This window comes from Bifidobacterium commune, from assembly GCF_900094885.1.
GTDB lineage: Bacteria > Actinomycetota > Actinomycetes > Actinomycetales > Bifidobacteriaceae > Bifidobacterium > Bifidobacterium commune.
This window is the reverse complement of the sequence record NZ_FMBL01000001.1, coordinates 229,787-247,779: the sequence shown is the minus strand read 5'-3', so window position 1 is coordinate 247,779 and position 17,993 is coordinate 229,787. Positions and strand designations below refer to the sequence as shown.

At 54.0% G+C, this 17,993-nt stretch carries 14 protein-coding genes and 2 pseudogenes; 7 read left to right on the top strand and 9 right to left on the bottom strand.

Annotated features, from left to right (window positions below):
- Positions 1–67: 67 nt before the first annotated feature.
- From GA0061077_RS00940 to GA0061077_RS00925, 4 genes are all read left to right on the top strand, one after another.
- Positions 68–832 carry an exonuclease domain-containing protein gene (locus GA0061077_RS00940; RefSeq protein ID WP_091847074.1) on the top strand — a complete coding sequence of 255 codons (765 nt, stop codon included), beginning with the start codon at positions 68–70 and terminating at the stop codon, positions 830–832.
- 147 nt (positions 833–979) lie between these two features.
- Positions 980–2,614 (top strand): UDP-N-acetylmuramoyl-L-alanyl-D-glutamate--2,6-diaminopimelate ligase, encoded by a 1,635-nt coding sequence (locus tag GA0061077_RS00935; RefSeq protein ID WP_091847072.1) that lies wholly within the window; start codon positions 980–982, stop codon positions 2,612–2,614.
- Between the two features lie 16 nt (positions 2,615–2,630).
- Positions 2,631–3,875: a carboxylate--amine ligase gene (locus GA0061077_RS00930; RefSeq protein ID WP_091847556.1), complete on the top strand. Its 1,245-nt coding sequence runs from the start codon at positions 2,631–2,633 to the stop codon at positions 3,873–3,875.
- Positions 3,872–4,609: an aspartate/glutamate racemase family protein gene (locus GA0061077_RS00925; protein WP_091847070.1), complete on the top strand. Its 738-nt coding sequence runs from the start codon at positions 3,872–3,874 to the stop codon at positions 4,607–4,609. The genes GA0061077_RS00930 and GA0061077_RS00925 overlap by 4 nt, the downstream gene beginning before the upstream one ends.
- Positions 4,610–4,724: 115 nt before the next feature.
- Here GA0061077_RS00925 and GA0061077_RS00920 read toward each other — a convergent pair whose 3' ends face one another.
- From GA0061077_RS00920 to GA0061077_RS06815, 3 genes are all read right to left on the bottom strand, one after another.
- Positions 4,725–8,531 (bottom strand): AAA family ATPase, encoded by a 3,807-nt coding sequence (locus GA0061077_RS00920; protein WP_091847069.1) that lies wholly within the window; start codon positions 8,529–8,531, stop codon positions 4,725–4,727.
- Between the two features lie 95 nt (positions 8,532–8,626).
- Positions 8,627–10,237 carry a bifunctional folylpolyglutamate synthase/dihydrofolate synthase gene (locus tag GA0061077_RS00915; protein WP_091847555.1) on the bottom strand — a complete coding sequence of 537 codons (1,611 nt, stop codon included), beginning with the start codon at positions 10,235–10,237 and terminating at the stop codon, positions 8,627–8,629.
- A gap of 46 nt (positions 10,238–10,283) precedes the next feature.
- Positions 10,284–10,454: a hypothetical protein gene (locus GA0061077_RS06815; protein ID WP_159426891.1), complete on the bottom strand. Its 171-nt coding sequence runs from the start codon at positions 10,452–10,454 to the stop codon at positions 10,284–10,286.
- A gap of 40 nt (positions 10,455–10,494) precedes the next feature.
- Here GA0061077_RS06815 and GA0061077_RS00910 point away from each other — a divergent pair, with 40 nt between their 5' ends.
- The 3 genes from GA0061077_RS00910 (at position 10,495) to GA0061077_RS00895 (ending at position 14,803) form a co-directional block, all read left to right on the top strand.
- Positions 10,495–12,093 (top strand): aminopeptidase P family protein, encoded by a 1,599-nt coding sequence (locus GA0061077_RS00910; protein WP_091847068.1) that lies wholly within the window; start codon positions 10,495–10,497, stop codon positions 12,091–12,093.
- A gap of 375 nt (positions 12,094–12,468) precedes the next feature.
- The gene (locus GA0061077_RS00900; RefSeq protein ID WP_234696448.1) at positions 12,469–13,797 is read left to right on the top strand and encodes an ROK family transcriptional regulator; all 1,329 of its coding nucleotides are present in this window, start codon (positions 12,469–12,471) and stop codon (positions 13,795–13,797) included.
- A gap of 109 nt (positions 13,798–13,906) precedes the next feature.
- Positions 13,907–14,803, top strand: a complete 897-nt coding sequence (locus tag GA0061077_RS00895; RefSeq protein ID WP_091847065.1) for a carbohydrate kinase family protein — start codon at positions 13,907–13,909, stop codon at positions 14,801–14,803.
- Positions 14,804–14,980: 177 nt separating this feature from the next.
- Here the strand turns inward: GA0061077_RS00895 and GA0061077_RS00890 are convergent.
- The 6 genes and pseudogenes from GA0061077_RS00890 to GA0061077_RS07015 all read right to left on the bottom strand — a co-directional run.
- Positions 14,981–15,220: pseudogene (locus GA0061077_RS00890) on the bottom strand (N-acetylglucosamine-6-phosphate deacetylase); the annotation flags it as partial.
- 12 nt (positions 15,221–15,232) lie between these two features.
- Positions 15,233–15,655, bottom strand: coding sequence for an ABC transporter permease family protein (locus tag GA0061077_RS00885; RefSeq protein WP_143249573.1), 423 nt, complete (start codon positions 15,653–15,655; stop codon positions 15,233–15,235).
- Between the two features lie 106 nt (positions 15,656–15,761).
- Positions 15,762–16,631 carry a carbohydrate ABC transporter permease gene (locus tag GA0061077_RS00880; protein ID WP_234696447.1) on the bottom strand — a complete coding sequence of 290 codons (870 nt, stop codon included), beginning with the start codon at positions 16,629–16,631 and terminating at the stop codon, positions 15,762–15,764.
- Positions 16,632–16,751: 120 nt separating this feature from the next.
- Positions 16,752–16,949, bottom strand: coding sequence for a hypothetical protein (locus GA0061077_RS00875; protein ID WP_091847062.1), 198 nt, complete (start codon positions 16,947–16,949; stop codon positions 16,752–16,754).
- Complete coding sequence (locus GA0061077_RS00870) at positions 16,946–17,170, bottom strand: extracellular solute-binding protein (protein WP_091847060.1); 225 nt, start codon at positions 17,168–17,170, stop codon at positions 16,946–16,948. Before GA0061077_RS00870 ends, GA0061077_RS00875 begins: the two co-directional genes overlap by 4 nt.
- Positions 17,171–17,334: 164 nt before the next feature.
- A pseudogene (locus GA0061077_RS07015) lies at positions 17,335–17,925 on the bottom strand (extracellular solute-binding protein).
- Between the last annotated feature and the right edge of the window lie 68 nt (positions 17,926–17,993).

Below are 17,993 nucleotides of genomic sequence, written 5' to 3'. Positions count from 1 at the left end.
AATACCTCAGCCGCCGCCTAACTTCCTTTGTTTGTACAATGTCGAAATCGACACGCACAATGACTGTATGACATCAACTTCACCCGCCGCACAGACCCATAGTTCCAACATCGTCATGCAGGCCATCACCGAAGCACCGCACCAAGACGAAAGCACAACACTCAGTCAATCATGGCTTCTGGGTTGTGACACCGAAACCACCGGCACCGGATCGGAGGACGCCATTGTGTCGGCCTCGCTGGTTTTGCGCAACCCGGAAACAGGATCTGACGGAGACGCCATCGCGGAATGGACCATCAACCCGCATCGGCATATCAGTGCAGGAGCAAGCCAAGTCAACGGGTTCACCGATGAATACCTACAGGCAAACGGCATGGAACCAGCCGAGGCCCTAACAGCCATCGGTTCAATCATCGCGAAGGCCCAATCCAAAAATATTCCTCTGCTTGCCTACAACGCACCATTTGACGTACGGATGCTTTCAAATGATCTGCAACGATGGAATCTTGAACCACTGCCGGAACAGCTGCTGGTTGTCGATCCGCTGATCATCGACCGCGAAATCTCGCACCGTCGCGGCAAACGAACACTGACCTACACGACCGAATACTACGGCGTGGAACCGCATGGCGACTTCCATGACGCCACCGCGGACACCATCGCCGCCGTTGATCTGATCAAACCGATCAGCACACTTTATCCGCAGGTCGGCGCGCTCAAACTCGGTGAACTGATGGACTGGCAACGGCAGGCACACGAAAAATGGCGAGTCTCCTTCAACGAGTGGATGAGCTCACGCGGACGCGGACCAGTCACCGATTCCTGGCTATGAATCCTTGCGGAGAACGTCATTTGTTCACCCACCGCAAACGACATACCGTCAAGTGTGGGGGTACCGCTAAGAACGCTTGATGCAACTACGCAATTGGGATATGGTGTTGGGAAAAACCATCGGTTCGACAGCACGGAAAGGCTCACTATGGCTCTGTCGTTGGCATCCGCCGCACAATTGCTCAAGGAACATCATTTGTTGCGAGAAATCGTACAGGGCAAGTGCTGGACGCTCAAGGCAAGCGACATCGAAGGATGCGAGGAACCTTTCGAATCCATTTCCTATGACACGCGGCAGGTATGCCCAGGAACGCTGCTTGTGGTCAAAGGCCGTTTCCACAAAGAGTATCTGCAGGATATTGATGCCAAAGGCTTGGCGTGCTACGTGGCTTGTGAAGAATACAGTAATGTCACAAACGCCCCCGGGCTTATCGTCAACGATGCCGGCAAGGCGCTCGCTCTTCTCTCCGCTGAGTTCTATGACCGACCGCAGGACAAACTCACCGTGATTGGCATCACTGGAACCAAGGGCAAGACCACAACGGCCTATTTCACGCAGGCACTGCTCAACACCGTCAGCGGCGGCAAGGCGGCGCTGTTCTCTTCGGTGGACAACTGCCTGGACGGACAAACTTACGAGGAATCAGACCTCACCACACCCGAGTCATTGGACGCCTTCCGCATGATGAACACCGCGGTCCGCAACGGAATGAAATATCTGGTAATGGAGGTTTCCTCACAGGCCTATAAGGTCAACAGGGTCTATGGTCTGACCTTCGATGTCGGAGCGTTCCTCAATATCTCCCCCGACCACATCAGCCCCATCGAGCATCCCAGTTTTGAAGATTATCTGTACTGCAAACGCCAGATTGTAGGCAATAGTCGCCAACTGGTACTCAACGCAGACCATTCCTATGCCGCACTGATTCGTCAGGATGCCGCCGCGTTCAATGTGCCAATCACCACCTTCGCATTGCGAACCGATGAAACGGCAGCGGTTAACCAGCCTGCTCCAGCCAACGTCACAATTCGCCCAGACGATGCAGATCACCAATCCTTCACCGCAATCCGGTCGGACAAGGCTCTTGACGGTGCACACTGCACAGATTCCAGGGACACCAATTGCGAGACGCTGGCCGACGGAATTTCGCTGAGCATGCTCGGTGATTTCAACTATGCCAATGCTGCTGCTGCACTAGCAATCGCATGTGCGGCGGGTATCAATGTCGCGGATATATTTCAATCCGTCACATCGGTGGAGAAAGTGCGTGTTGCCGGACGCATGGAACAATTCGCCGATCCGCAAAGCAACACAGTCGCGATTGTCGATTACGCCCATAATTTCGCGTCTATCAAAGCCGTATTGGACTTTGTCGACAGTCGTTACGGCCCGCAGAACCCGCGCATTACCTTGGTGACTGGCTCTGCGGGCAACAAAGCCTACGATCGGCGCAAAGAAATCGTGCAGGCCGCACAGGACCGTGTCGAACACTTCATTTTCACCGGTGAAGATACCGACGATGAGCCCATCATTGATATCTGCATGCAAATGCAAAGCTATATCACCGTACCGGACCGGGCTTCCACCATCATCTCAGATCGCACAACCGCCATCAGCAACGCCGTCCATGATGCCCGTGCCCACGCCGACAGATTCAACGTCATTCTCATCGTCGGCAAAGGCAACGAACGCTGGATCAAAGCACACAAGAAACATGTACCGTTTGAGGGTGATGACCGCATCATTGAACGGCTGTTCAATATCGGACAACAACAAGATTGAGGGTTTATCGGAAGTCATGAAGCAATTTCAACCGATTCTTTTAGGAAGCGACATCAATGTTTACGGCATGGCCCGTGCGTTCCACGAGGTTTATGGGATGACATCGAAGGCCTTTGCATATCTCCAGCTCAGCCCTACACGTTACAGCAAGATAGTCGACGTAACTCTCGTGGACGGGTTCGGAGAGCCTGATATATTCCGTCAAACCCTGCTTGACTATGCCAAGCAAATGGAGAAGGACCATCCCAAAACCCAACTGCTGCTTATTCCTTGCGGCGACCTTTACGCCAACTTGCTGAGCGCGAACGCCAAGGAGTTGGCACCTTATTTTATTTTTAACACCCTCGATCCTGCATTGAACAAGCAGCTGAGCTACAAGAACAGCTTCTATGCACTTTGCGAGCAGTACGGACTGCCATACCCCAAAACCAAAGTGATAAGCCGTGAAGATGTGTCCAAAGGCGGATATAAGGATCTGCCTTTCGATTTCCCCATCGCCATGAAACCGGCTGATTCCGCAGCTTGGCTCGATGTTGATTTCCCGGGACGGAAAAAGGCTTTCATCATCGAAACACCCGAAGAATTGGACACTCTCATAAACCGCGCCTACGACGCCGGTTACCGCGCGGATATGATACTGCAGGACTTCATTCCGGGCGACGACAGCCACATGCGTGTCCTCAACGCTTATGTCGATCAGCACCATAGAGTGCGGATGATGTTCCTCGGCCACCCCCTCCTTGAGGATCCCACGCCTGAGGCGGTAGGCAACTATGCGGCCATCATTCCTGATTACAACAAGGAAATCTGCTTAAAAATCAAAGCGTTCCTCGAAGACATCGGCTATGTGGGCGTCGCCAACTTCGACATGAAATACGACGAACGGGACAAAACCTACAAGCTTTTCGAAATTAATCTGCGCCAAGGTCGATCCAGCTATTTCGTTACTTTGAATGGCTACAACCTCGCCCGACACTTCGTCGAAGACCTTGTTGAAGATACACCGTTCGACGGCAACACCATCATCGGCAAGGGAAACAAGCTGTGGATGGAAATTCCCCGCTCGATCTTTAAGGACTACGTGACCGAGGGAGAGGACAAACGCCGCGGCATGGAGATGATCGCACGCGGGAACTGGGGCACAACACTCGAATACAGCAAGGACCGCAATATCATGCGCACCCTGCTCATCCACCACATGTTCTCGATCTACAAGAAGCGTTATGCACAGTACTTCAAACAAAAGGCGGATTTGAAATGAAACGCCCGTTTTTTGCCGTCATCGGTGGCATGGGTACATTAGCTACAGAATCGTATATCCGATTCATTGACAGAATGAGCAATGCCTCCACAGACCAAGAATTCTTGGACTATGTTGTTTTCAACGACGCTTCGGTGCCCGATCGCACCGATTTCATGCTGGGAAAAAGCACTGACGATCCCTTCCCTGTGATTGCCGATGACGTTAAAAAAGCGACAGCGATAGGTGCCGGTTTCATCACACTTCCTTGCAATACTGCACATTTCATGTTGCCACGCCTTCAGCGGCTCACCGACGTACCAATCCTCAACATGCTCACCGGAGCCGTGGAACGGATGAAAGCGACGCTACCTGTGGAAACTCATCCAAGGGTGGGCTTTATGGGTACGGAAGGCTCGCGTCATTCCGGAATCTACCAGCAGCACATCGAAGACGCCGGGTACACGTTCGTCACACCCGACGATGACCTGCAGCAACGCATCGACTCGCTGATCTACGATGATGTGAAAAGCGGCGGACCGCTAAGCCTCGAACGGTATCGATCCGTTATCGACACGTTCCTCGACAAATCAACCGATTCACCGTACCGTTGCGACATCGTCGTACTTGGTTGCACAGAGCTGTCGGTGCTGAACGAAGAGTTCCCAATCCCTTCACTCCCCATCATCGACGCACAGGCAATTCTTGCCGAAGACACGGTAGCCCGTGCCAAAATGCTCCGAGAAGAACAATAGAATTCATCGGCCACGGCTCAACGTTCAGTCTTCCGTAGCAGTGCCTGAAAATTAGTTCCATAGGTCTCGATGCCTGGGACTCAACATCGAGACCCCGACCGGTCCTCGCCGATCGCTATTCATGCTCAAGCTTTTGGCTCACAACAGCGGTTACGCCATCGGAACGCATCGTCACACCGTAGAGCGCGTCAGCGATAGCCATCGTACGCTGCTGGTGCGTGATGATGATCAGCTGAGCGTGCTTGCGCAGATCATTGAATGCGTTGAGCAGACGTGTGAGATTAATGTCGTCAAGTGCAGCCTCAACCTCATCCATCACATAGAACGGGCTTGGACGGGCCGTGAAGATGGCAAAGAGCAGCGCCAACGCCGTCAGACTTCGCTCGCCACCAGAGAGCAGACTCAGCTGCTTCACGCGCTTTCCTGCGGGGCTGGCCTCCACGATGATGCCGGTTGTCAGCAAATCATCTGGATCTTCCAAACGCAAACGTCCCTTGCCGCCCGGGAACAATGTTGCGAAAACCGTTTCGAATGCCGCAGCGGTATCATCGAACGCGCTCTTGAAAACCTCGATCATTGTGCGATCAAGATCCTTGATGAGCTTCAAAAGATCGTCACGGCTGGCCGCAACGTCGTTACGTTGGTCGTTGAGATACTGGTTGCGGGCCTCAAGTGCGTCGAATTCCTCGGCGGCAAGCGGATTTATCTTACCCAACGCCTTCAAATCACGTTCCGCCTTCTGCAACCGTTTTTCCTGCTCGACACGGACATAAGGCACAGTCTGATAACGCTCGGTGTCAATCGCGACCTGTTGCTCCCCGGTATGATAACCATCGGCATTTGAATCGTCACTCGTATCGGTTAGGTCATCTTTACCGCTCATAACAACGATTTGCGGCGTCTGCGATGTATCATTGCCGGCCGCTGTACCCCCGACCGTCAAATCGGCAGTGTCGGCTATCCCGGCATTGTTACCGACACCGGCATCATCCACGACGGCACTTTTACCGCCACGCTCGAGCGGTATCGGACAACCTTCATCATCCAGTACTGGCACTGGGTTATCCGGGCCGTACTCATCAACCAATGCGTCGAGTCCCATGCCCAAAGTATCGGAAACCTTCTGTTCGATCTGGCCATATTGCGCAGCCAAGCGCTCTCGGTTAATGTCGAGCTCATGCTCACGCCGCTGCAGCATGGCAACATTCGGTTCGACTTCATCTCGCCGAGCCCGCAGCTCCTTGAGCTGTGCATCATGGCTTAAAGCAGCCTTGGAAAGCTCATCGCGTTTGGCGACCACACTGGCGAGTTCACAGGCTACTAGTCGCGCCATGCCACGGGCGTCAGCGGCAATCTGCCGGTCATGGGCCTGCCGCCGCTCACGTTTTTCGTTGAGTTGCTGCATCCGAGCTCGACGACCGACCGCCTCACTTGCCTGATCATGCAGCAGACCGGCCTGCCGAACAAGCGAATCAGCTTTACGGCTCGCGTCATTCCACACGATTTTTGCGGAAACTTCCTGTTCTCGCGCCTGATCGAGGCTGGTCTCAAGGGAACGAACCCGTTCGGCAAGATCATCAAAATCCTGGTGTTCCGTATCGGAACGTTCCGCTGCTTCCAGCGCCTGAGTCAAATCTTCAAGCTTGAGCTGATGAGTTTGCCTGTCATCAGCCGTCTGTTTTATTCGATCGTCAAGAGTCTCAATCTGTCGGCTCAGTTGCTTGATGCGATCTTCCGCGGCGTTGAGATCCTTACGAATCTGATCAGCTTTAACTTTGGCTCGCATACGCTGCTGTGACTGACGATCGACTTCGATACGCGCCTCGTCTCGAGCTGCCTGCGCAACATCGATGCGAGAAGACAACGCCGAGATTTCAGCCTCGAGCTTTTCGGCCTCTTCCATCGCCTTGTCACGTCTTGCCACCAACGAAAGATCGCTTTGCGATCGTGACGAACCACCGATGGCACCTACAGGATTAACGACCTCACCGGCCTTCGTGACGGCCTGGCTGAATTGACTTCCTTCTACAGTTTTCAACGCCGTTTCCATATCTGGCACTGCTGCCACGTCATCAAGCAATACACGAACGGCATCTACGACACGGGTTGCAAAATCACTGTCCTCGACACTGTTGTTCAAGCTTACCAGCGACGCGGCACGACGGATTGGATCTTCCTTATCTCGTGTAGAGTCACCACTGCCGATATTTCCCGTGCCTTCCACCGGATGCAAGACGACCGCCTGGCCGAGCTTGCCTTCTTCAGCGTGGTTCAACGCCTTGACCATATTGGACCTGTCGGGTACAACGATTGCACTGGCGAACTGGTCAAGCGCGTGGGCAACGGCCTCTTCCCAACCACTTTCGATATGAATGAAGTCCGCGAGCCTGCCCAACGCATCCACCTCCGCGTCTCTTTCCAAATCACCTGAGGCGTTCCTACTTTCGAGCGTCTCCTTCAGTGCGTCAGCCTTGGCTTTCAGTGCGGTTATCTTTGCATTCGTGGCCCGCAGCTGCTCTTGCAATGCATCGAGTTCCTCCTGACGCTGATGCATAGCGGTTTTCGCAGCTTCCAGCTCGTCGGTACCGTCCTGTTCATCGGCGTTTCGAGACTGCAACGCAAGGGTTTCATGTTCCGTCGTTGCCTTATCACGCTGCTCAAGAAGGGCATCCCGCTGTCCTTTGAAATCCTTCGCGCGGCTCTGGGCCAATTCAATAGCCGATTCCTCACGTGTTTTAAGGTCACGCAGATTGGCGATCTTCGAGGTATGCTCTTGGGCCACCTTACGCAATTCGGTCAAGGTCTGACGAGCCGCCGCAAGCTGCTTTTCATCACCGGCCCGGTTTTCCGTCGCCTTGTCATAGGCCAAGCGCAGATCGGAAACAGCCTTTTTCTGCGCTTCTGCTTGTTCTTCCAATTCCTTGGCACGCGATTCAAGAAGGTCCGGATCTTCCCCAAAATTCGTAATTATCTGTCCTGCAAGGGAACGCGCACGTTCATCAGCCAACGAAGCCAGCGAACCGAATCGCTCTTCAAGACTCGAAAGCTGACGCCATGTTTCATTGATTTTGTTGATGGCGGGATTTGATTCGGAACTCAGCGCCTCAACCTGCTCAATGCACATCTTTATCTTGGACAGCTCACGCTGCTCAGTTTCCAGCTCACGTCGCACTTCTGCGAGATCTGCACGGAGTTTGGCTCGGCTTTCCATTGATCGCTGGGCATCCTCAGCAAAAATCCTCGACTGCGCGTCGCGCAACGAAATCTGTATGCTTGCCGCACGCCGCGAAATCTTGGCTTGTCTTCCGAGCGGGCCGAGCTGTCTTCGAATCTCGTGCAGCAAGTCATCGGTACGAGCAAGGTTGGCTTCCGTGTTCTTCAACTTGCGCAACGCTCGTTCCTTGCGCTTGCGATGCTTGAGAATACCTGCAGCCTCTTCGATGAAGGCACGGTGACCGGCGGGATCGGCCTTCAGAATCTCGTCAAGCCTGCCCTGCCCAACGATAACGTGCATCTGCTGGCCCAACCCGGTGTCACTGAGCAGCTCCTGTATATCAAGCAACCGGCAGGAAGAGCCATTGATGGCATATTCCGAGCCTCCATTGCGATAGATGGTGCGGCTGATGGTTACTTCCGTATAGTCAATATCAAGCGTGCCATCGGTGTTGTCGATGGTGAGACTCACTTGTGCACGTCCCAACGGCGACCGTGAGGAAGTACCTGCGAAGATGACATCCTCCATGGAGGTCCCACGCAAATTTTTGGCACCTTGCTCTCCCATTACCCATGTCAGCGCATCAACGATGTTGGACTTGCCGGAACCATTCGGGCCCACCACGGCGGTGATACCCGGCTCAAATCTCAGAGTGGTCGCAGATGCGAAGGATTTGAATCCCCTGAGCGTCAGTTCCTTCAAATACATGGATTATGACTCCCCCGTTCCTCGCGTCCATCACCCTCTGCTATCGGGCGTCGTCCCACAACCACCTCTGCAATCATACAGCCGAATGGATGATATCAGTCGTTTTCTGCGCCGTTATGCTGCTCCTTATTGCGAAGCTGGTCGGCAGTATCGCTGGATGTGGCATCACCTTCGAAGGGAACTTGCTTGACTCCGAAATCACCGAAGGTCTCACCGAACACCTCTGAAACGATGTCTTCATCCCCATCCTTGAAGCGGTCGCCAGTTTCACCGTCTTGGGCTTTGCCGGCAACGCGCTGTACCTTGGGCAACGCCAGCTCGGGATTCGCCTTCTCCTTGAGCAATGTACGAGCATCGCCGGCGGTGACGAAACTGCCACAAATAAGCACACCATGTCCATATCCAACACCCAGCTCATCATCGGCATCAACCATGTTGACCGCTCCTTGGATGGCATCGGGAAGATTGTCAACACGTGTAACCCTGTCACACCCAAAGACGCGGACGGCAATCTTCTCGAGTTCTTCAGCAGGCATGACCCGATCGCGCCAGGAGTTCTCAGTGACGATGATGTTGCTCAGGATGGGCTCCAACGTGCCGAGATACTCCTCGACCTGTTTGTCGCCCATCACGGCGACTACACCCACCAATTGTTCGAAGTTGTAATTCTCCTCAATGACAGCGCGCAACGATTCGGCCGCGTTGACATTGTGTCCGCCGTCGACGATGATGGTCGGCGAGTTGCGCACCTGCTCAATCCGTCCCGGAATCTTGACTCCGCCGAGAGCTTCGGACACAACATCGGCAGTGAGCTGACCGGCCACGGGAATGACAGTCTCGGCCGCAGCGAGCGCTGCCAACGCGTTGTGTGCCTGATGCTCGCCGAACTTGGCAACCGGAACATCCTCATACGTTCCGCCGGGAGTACGCAGCGTGACCAGCTGTCCGCCTACCGCCGGAGTGCGGGAAATCACCTCCATCTCCTCACCGTCACGAATGAGTGAGGCGTGCTCGCTGACGGCCACTTCCTTGAGAATCGGCATGACTTTTTCCTCATGAGGTTGGGCACCGATGATGACAGTGGACTCATGCTTAATGATACCGGATTTTTCAGCGGCGATCTTCTCGACCGTATCGCCCAGCCACTCCATATGATCCATATCGATCGGACCTATGACGGCCGCATCACCATTCAGCGCATTGGTGGCATCCCAACGCCCGCCCATACCAACTTCAAAGATGGCGACATCGACCGGCGCGTCGGAGAACTTCCATACGGCCATCGCCGTAAGAATCTGGAAGTAGCTCATCGGAGCCTTGCCATCGACCTCCATCTTGTGATCGACCAACGCAACGAAGTCCTTGATCTGCATCCACGTATCAATGAAATCGTCGTCAGAAAGCTGCTGTCCGTCCACGGCGATACGTTCATTGATTTTCTCAAGGTGCGGCGAAGTGTACAGACCTGTACGCATGCCATATGCACGGCAGATGGCCTCAGCCATGCGGGCGGTGGAACCTTTTCCGTTGGTGCCGGTGATGTGGATGATGCGGAAGGAATCCTCCGGATGCCCCAGGAAATCAAGCATCGCATCCATGACTTCCAAGTCATGGCTCAGCTCCTCATGTGTGGTGCGACGAGACATAATCTCACGTTCCACCTCACGAATGGTAACCCCGTCGGTACTCGGATGCTCAAATGACATAAGACCTCGTTTTGCCTTGAAACCCTTGAAAACAGATTCAACCATTCTATGAAACGGTACCGTCAGCACTAAGCCCAACGGCAAACCCATCAAGGACTTCGACTTCCCCTTCACCGGAATAATGCGTTATCGAGTGCAACACTGCACTCGAAGCAAGCGCCGCTCCTTTCTCCATCATCGACGTAGCCGCGAGACTCCAAGCGTCAGGCTTAATCATTAAGATAGACGGCAACAGGTTTTATCGAACGGGGGCTGCAATGGCAGAAGTCATCACGGACAAGGACAAGCAATACGAGGCACAGGAACTGGCGGCGGCACCGGGAGCCGAACAGCCTATGGAAGACCGAACCAACAACCGCACCGTGCGGCCGAATTCATCCAAGGCCTTCCAGAAGCTGATGGAAACCGGCTGGGAAGACCAGGAACCGCAAATCGAAGCGCTCGAATCCAGCGCATTCACACCGGCACGACTTGCCGCGCTCGGCAAGCGCTTCCCAAGCGAGCGCATCGTCATTGCCGCTGGTAATTACAAGAACCGCAACAACGATGACGACTATGCCTTCCGCCCCAACACGGAGTTCGCCTATTACACCGGCCTCGGTCAGGACTACGAAGCCGGAGCGGTGCTCGTGCTCAACCCTCTGGACCCGCAATCCGAAGAGGCGAAAGCGGGTAACACACATGCACCCGAGCTGTTCGTCGCGCCACGCGCAGACAACGGCACCATCGAGTACTACAACAACCCGCAGTATGGTGAGTATTGGGTCGGTCCCCGTGCCGGTGTCAAGGAACTGGCGGCAATGACCGGCATTCCGACATATGACATCGCCCAACTGCCGGATGCCTTGAGCAAGGATGTCGGAAACGAGGCTGGCGCTGTGCGTCTGCGCGTAATTCGCCAGGCCGACCCGCAAATAACCGATCAGGTCGAGGACGTGCGCGAAGCCAACGGGTTCCCGGATCCGAACGCCAACAAACAGGCTGACGACGAACTACAGGAATTCACGTCGACCGCACGCATGATCAAGGACCCGTATGAGATCGGTGAGATTCGTAAGGCCGTGGATGCCACCAAGGACGGCTTCGATCGCATCCTTTCCAGGCTTCCGCAGGCAGTGGGCAAACCACGCAGCGAGCGCATGCTGGAAGGTGAGTTCAATGCTGTTTCGCGCGAAGAAGGCAACACTGTCGGCTACAGCCCCATCGTGGCCTCCGGCGACCATGCACCGATTCTGCATTGGATGCGCAACACCGGCGTGGTCGGACACGGCGAGCTTCTGCTAATCGATGCGGGCGTTGAGGTGGAGAGCCTCTACACGGCGGACATTTCACGTACATTCCCTGTGGACGGCAAATTCACACCGTTGCAGAAGAAGCTTTATCAGGCAGTGCTCGACAGCCAGCAGGCAGGATTCGATGCCGCGAAACCGGGAGCAACGTACTCCGATATCCATCATGCGTGCATGCGTGTCATCGCTCAGCGACTGCATGATTGGGGCATCCTGAAGGTCGACGTGGAGGAATCGCTCTCCCCCGAAGGACAACAGCACCGTCGTTGGATCGCCTGCGGCGTGGCCCATCATCTCGGGCTTGATGTTCACGATTGCGCTCAAGCCCGCTACGAATCCTACCAAGGCGCCAAAATCGCCACGGGAATGGTCTTCACGATCGAACCAGGACTCTACTTCGCCAAGAACGACATGCTCATCCCTGAGGAACTGCGAGGTATCGGCATCCGCATCGAGGACGACGTACTCATGACTGAAGACGGTCCCGAATGGATTTCAAAGGATATTCCGAAGGAGATCGACGAAGTGGAGGCGTGGATGGCACAGCGCGCGGCAGCCAAAAAGTAGTCCCCATTACCGATGCCAGATCATGCACAAGGTCGGCACAGGTGACGTTTGCAGCCTTCGAAGCTCAGGACCGAATCTTGATCTCGGACGTTATCTGGTCGACTTTTTTCTTGCCCCGATAAGGAAGGTGATTCGCAGTTCCATCTCGCATTGTTTGCCGGCAGTGAACGAACTTAAGTCGACGACCGGCTCAAGAATCGTTGCGACTTCGTAAATTACCGACAACTTCTACGCAGCGAATTCAACGATCAGACATCTTGGTTCTTCTTGACTTGCATTTTTGTATTAACCCAGTTAATATATGAAACCAGTTCATCAATGTCGGATCGTCACAGTCGGCGATTATCAGTAGGGCATGACCCAAGGAGGTGTCAGATGCACGAACACAGCGGCATGCCCGTGACTAGCTCAGCCACAAGCAGGCTGTCCGCCGATCGCCTGACTACCTCAACACCGAACTTCGCCGACTACGATGACCATACCGCAGCACCTCAAACCGTCGCTTCAGAGCGCAACCGCTCACGGACGCTGTGGCACCTCTACCGATCCGAAATTTCCTCACGTGCACAAATCGCCAAAACCCTGGGACTAACGCCCGCTGCAATTACAAAAATAACCGCGCGTCTCATTGATGAAGGAATCGTGAGCGAGACGGGCGACATGAAAGGCAGCAAACAACGGCGCTCAATCGGTTTGACAATCAATACCGAAGAGTTCCACTTCATCGGCGTAAAATTTGCCCGCAGTCTGGTGCAGATTGGCGTTTTCGACCTTAAGGGCACTTGTCTGCGCCTACACGATACGCCGCGCATCAGCGACAACACCATCGATGTGGCCATCGAAGCCACGCACAGGGAGATAGATTCACTGCTCGCCTCCGACCCGCGCATCGTCGCCATCGGTATGGCGGTGCCCGGTCCATATCTGCACGGTAGTGGATATTCAGCATTGGTTTCCGCCATGCCACATTGGCGCAACATCAACTTTTATGAGGAATTCGGGCAGAACTGCCCCGTACCGGTATTCATCGAACAGGACGCACGCGCCGGCGCACTCGCCCAACGGTTGTTCGGAGCACTTAACGATTCAAGAAGTCTGGCTTATTTCCTTCTGGGCGAAGGCGTGGGACTCGGTGTCATCGAAAACAGTCGGCTTATCTACGGCAACCTCGGAGCTTCCACCGAACTCGGGCATGTTTCCATCGATGCGGCGGCTGGGACCCGGTGCGAATGCGGCAATGTGGGATGCCTTGAATGCTATTGCTCGGCCGGTGCGATCCATAAACAGATCGATGAGCTCGGTATCATCGCTCATTCCACAAGCATGACGCATATCGAAGCATGCCAGACACTGTTCTCTCTGGCGCAAACACCCGATGGCCCCGACGCCCGTCAAGCACGCGATTTAGTCGAGCAAATCGGCCGCTACGTGGGATACGGATGCGTCATCATCTGCAACACCTTCAATCCGCGAAACATCGTACTGGGCGATATCGGCGCACTTGGCGGACAACAGTTGCTTGATGCGGCCCAAGCAGTGGTCACAGAGCGCGTCATCCCAGAGATTGCACAAGCCACAACCATCATCCTTTCAGGACTGCCCACGGATGCGGCGGTACTTGGCGCAGCCGCTACCGCCATCACGCAATTTCTGGACAGGCCTTCCCTCTTCCGCACTTCTAACATGCGCAAAAATACGGGATAACGCACGAAAACTGCCTCGTTGCAAACACCTGAAACAATACATCTGCAGAACAAAGACATAAAACTCATAATTTAACAATTCGACAACAGCTGTAGGAAAGGAACACATCATGACCAAGCCGATCGTTGTTTCCCTGGGCGAACTGCTCTGGGATATGCTTCCCACCGGAAAACGTGCAGGCGGAGCTCCCGTCAATTTTGCCTATCATGCCACGATGAACGGTGCAGAAGGTCACGCCATCAGTGCCGTGGGCGAGGACCCGCTGGGCGATGAGCTCGTCGACGCCATCAAACAATCCGGCGTCGAGTCCATCGTGCAGCGTAATGCCTGGCCGACTTCCACCGTCGAAGTCACACTTAAAAACGGCATTCCGGAATACACCATCATCAAAGGTGTCGCCTGGGACCACATTCTCTACACGCGCGAACTAATCAACATACTCCAGAAGGCGGATGCCATCTGCTACGGAACGCTCGCCCTGCGAAGCCAGGAATCGCACGACACCATTGTGGAGCTGCTCAAACATGCCAAGCCCACCGCAATGAAATTCTTCGACATCAACATCCGTGGCGACCACTACTCCAAGGAGCTGATTGACGAACTGCTTGGATTCGCCACCGTTTTCAAGATCAATGACGCGGAACTGCTGTTGCTGCGCGACATGTTCGGCATTCGCGGCACCTCCGACGAAGAGGCCTGCGACTGGTTCATGCGCAAATACAACCTAAACTACGTCATCCTCACCGGTGGCTCGACTTTCAGCACCATTGTCTCCAAGAACGGCGATTCATCCATCCTCGACACCCCACGTGTAGACGTGGTGGACACCGTCGGAGCAGGCGATTCCTTCTCCGGTACATTCACAGCCAAAATCCTTACCGGAACAGAGCTTTCAGAAGCCCACCGCGCCGCAGTCAACACAGCGGCCTTCGTCTGCACACAGTCAGGAGCATGGCCCAAGTATCCGGAGGCCGTGCCCGACTATCTGGCAGAAGCCGAGAAGTAAGCACTGCAAACGAAGACCGAGATTGAGATTCCATCGTTTCACAACCTTGGTCTTCGTTTATTCGGTAACAAAGTCAGCGAGATATTGAGACCGCTTACCGACCGAGCCGGCAAATGCGACAGCAGCAAGCCGCGGTCATCGCACCGGCCGCCCTGCGCACCAGACGTGTTCGACCCGCTAGGCCTCACCATCACTGATCAGCATATCGGCAGCGTAACCAGGCACAATCAAACCGAGCGGCGCACCGGTAACAGGGTTGCAGCGGTCAAAACCGGAGGCACGAGCCGGCGTGAGCGTGGCGGCCTCAACGGCGTCCGCAGGGGCCATGCCGAGCTCGTTAACCGCTCGCCGAACGGCATGTTCCAGCAACAGCGTGGAACCGGCGGTGGCACCGTTTGAGACCGGACGCGCATGACCCGTCGGCAACCGTCACGTCCAGAACACACCCGGCAGCATCTGCATCGCAAGAATGAGCACCATAATCACACGACGGCTCTTGAATCGATAAAGGGTAAGAGCTGCACACGCAAAAAACTCGAAAAATGCCGAAACGAGAACGGCGAAGAACGTGACGACGACAGAATTCTTCAGGTTGATTAGGAATGCGGTTTGGAACATCGCCGATCTGAAATTCTCCAGCGACAGACGCTTCGGCATGAACGCGGTCGTAGCGGTCATAATTTCATCGCTCGGCTTGAATGCAGTAACAGTCATCCAGTAGACCGGGAAAAACCAGACTATACCGAACACAATCCCTGCGGCACCTGTCCGAACCCTCACCCAATTCAAACCGGCTCGAGTAGCGGAACTCACAGAGCAATTGCCCTTCATTGAAAGAGTAGCTTTACTCATAGGTCTTCACCAGATTTCAAGAGATTACGAATATACACACTCGTCAATATCATCAACAGGATTACCGTGATCTCCGAGATCGCCGCTCCCTGACCTATATCGAAATTCACAAATTCCTTTTGTACGTGAAAATACCGATGGTGGGAGTCGTGTTGTTCGGACCGTCCTGAGAAAACAAGCCAGATCTGGTTGAACACATTGAAACCCCAGATAACCGAAAGCATGGTGACCACCATGATACTGGGCGAATCAATGAAACGACAATCTGCCAATAGGTACGAAACCTTCCGACACCGTCAATCTGAGCGGATTCCATGCAGGAATGATCGACCTGCATCGTTGCTGCATGCAGAGTAATGTCGATGTACGGCACGGCCTGCCATATGACCAGAAGCCAGACGCAGGTGAACGCCAACGTGGTGTTGTTCGACCACGACAGGTTCGTGACGTTGCCGAAAATCATCATCTCGGTCAACAGCCAGTTGACAACCCCATAGCCCGGCTGGAAAAGCCACTTCCATACTGTCGAAGAGGCAACGTTGGGCATTGCCCAAGCGAAAATAAGAACGAAAATGACAATATAACGCACGACGGCGTCAACTTTCACCATCAACTGCACCACACCCATGCCAGCCAATATACTGGTGATCACCAAAGCCGCAGTGAAGGGAAACGTGCAAACCAAGGCCTTCCAGAATTTTATGTCTGAAAGCACCACGGCATACTGCTTAAAATCGCTGAAACTAAATGTACCGGTGAACAGCGATGTCTGATTGAAATTAGTAAATGAAGTGAAGACCAGAAAGACAATCGGCACGATGACAAGCGCCGTAAGAATCACACCCATCGGAGACAGCAGAAGAGCGGCAAAAGCACCATGGCCTTCACCCACTCTGCCCGCTTCCTTTTCCCCTATCAGCTTGCACCCCATGCATGGCAACACCAGATCGTTGCCGCTTGGTAGTTTCCATTTCAATCTCCTTGCCAAAGCTTAACCCCAAGAACCACGCGGTCTCGCGGTATCAAAACGCATTGTGGCATATCAACGGTTTGGGTCGATATGCCACAACCAATTATTTTTGGGTGTTGTCGACAACTATTTCTTGTTCAGCACTTGTTCAAGATGCCCATTGATGCTCTTTGCCGACTCTTTCACGCCGGTATTTCCGACGACGACATCCTTGGAGGAGTTAGGAATCGTTTGGTCACCTTCGATGGTCGTCCACTGCGAAGAAGCCGTGGTGGACTTCACCCTTTTAGCAGCTCCGGAGAAGCCTCTGTAGACTTCCTTCACAGAACCCGACTGCAAAGCTGTATCGAGACCCTTCTGCGGGTTTGGCAACCAACCATCATGTCGAAGACCCACTTCTGCTCGATCTCGTCGCCGGTGGCGATCTCGATCCACTTCAACGCCATATCCTGATGCTTACTCTTTGCAGAAACAGCCCAATCAGAACCTGCAACCAAGGTCGGCTGGTTCTTGCCGCTCTTACCAGGAATTGGAAACGTACCCATCTAATCTTCCGTCATAGCGGGATTAATCTCGGCCATTGCGGGAATTGGGAGCTGTTGACGAACAAAGCGGCGGTCTTTCCTTGAGCGAAGAAATCATTCTGCTCAGGGTTGACGGTGTCGACCGTCTTCGACGCCTTGCTGGAACGCTTGTTTTGGAAGCTCTTTCACTCATTCAGACCTCCCAATGATTCCTTGCTGGTCGAATCACCCTTCCATGTATCGCCATCTTTCTTGACCAAATCACCGCCGACATCCCATACATACTGAAGCATGGCATACCAATCCTTGCCGGGAAGGTAGAACGGGATGAAATCAGGATCGGAACTGTACTGCGCGGCAATCTTATCCAAATCGTTGACGAACCCCTCATATGTCTTCGGAGTTTCAGAGATTCCCGCATCTGCCCACATCTTCTTGTTATAGACCACAGCTCGCGAGGCTCCGAAGGAAGGAACACCGTACAACTTGTCTTTGGAAGTCGCCGGTTCTTCCAAACCGATGAGTCACATGCTGCTGTTGTCAAATTCACTCTTGTGGCTGCTCATATCCATCAATCCGCCGCTGGCCGCATAGCCCAAAACCTGGGTATCTCCCATATCAATAATATCCGGCGGCGTAGAAGCAGAAAGTGCGGTAGTGATTTTTGTAGTGGTGTTGTCCCACTGCTGCACTCGTGTCTTGACCTGAACCCCGGTTTCTTTTGTGAACTTCTCATTGATGGCATTGATTACGAGATCAGAGAAATCGCCCTTCATTACCCATATGTCCAACGGTTCACTCTTGTTACTGCCGGACGACTGTCCGCCAGCTCCGCTGCAAGCAC

What these genes read in the sequence shown, in the direction of transcription:
- GA0061077_RS00940 (WP_091847074.1), top strand. Translation starts at nt 68, where the DNA reads ATGACATCAACTTCACCCGCCGCACAGACCCATAGTTCCAACATCGTC.
- GA0061077_RS00935 (WP_091847072.1), top strand. Translation starts at nt 980, where the DNA reads ATGGCTCTGTCGTTGGCATCCGCCGCACAATTGCTCAAGGAACATCAT.
- GA0061077_RS00930 (WP_091847556.1), top strand. Translation starts at nt 2,631, where the DNA reads ATGAAGCAATTTCAACCGATTCTTTTAGGAAGCGACATCAATGTTTAC.
- GA0061077_RS00925 (WP_091847070.1), top strand. Translation starts at nt 3,872, where the DNA reads ATGAAACGCCCGTTTTTTGCCGTCATCGGTGGCATGGGTACATTAGCT.
- GA0061077_RS00920 (WP_091847069.1), bottom strand. Translation starts at nt 8,531, where the DNA reads ATGTATTTGAAGGAACTGACGCTCAGGGGATTCAAATCCTTCGCATCT.
- GA0061077_RS00915 (WP_091847555.1), bottom strand. Translation starts at nt 10,237, where the DNA reads ATGTCATTTGAGCATCCGAGTACCGACGGGGTTACCATTCGTGAGGTG.
- GA0061077_RS06815 (WP_159426891.1), bottom strand. Translation starts at nt 10,454, where the DNA reads ATGATTAAGCCTGACGCTTGGAGTCTCGCGGCTACGTCGATGATGGAG.
- GA0061077_RS00910 (WP_091847068.1), top strand. Translation starts at nt 10,495, where the DNA reads ATGGCAGAAGTCATCACGGACAAGGACAAGCAATACGAGGCACAGGAA.
- GA0061077_RS00900 (WP_234696448.1), top strand. Translation starts at nt 12,469, where the DNA reads ATGCACGAACACAGCGGCATGCCCGTGACTAGCTCAGCCACAAGCAGG.
- GA0061077_RS00895 (WP_091847065.1), top strand. Translation starts at nt 13,907, where the DNA reads ATGACCAAGCCGATCGTTGTTTCCCTGGGCGAACTGCTCTGGGATATG.
- GA0061077_RS00885 (WP_143249573.1), bottom strand. Translation starts at nt 15,655, where the DNA reads ATGAGTAAAGCTACTCTTTCAATGAAGGGCAATTGCTCTGTGAGTTCC.
- GA0061077_RS00870 (WP_091847060.1), bottom strand. Translation starts at nt 17,170, where the DNA reads ATGGGTACGTTTCCAATTCCTGGTAAGAGCGGCAAGAACCAGCCGACC.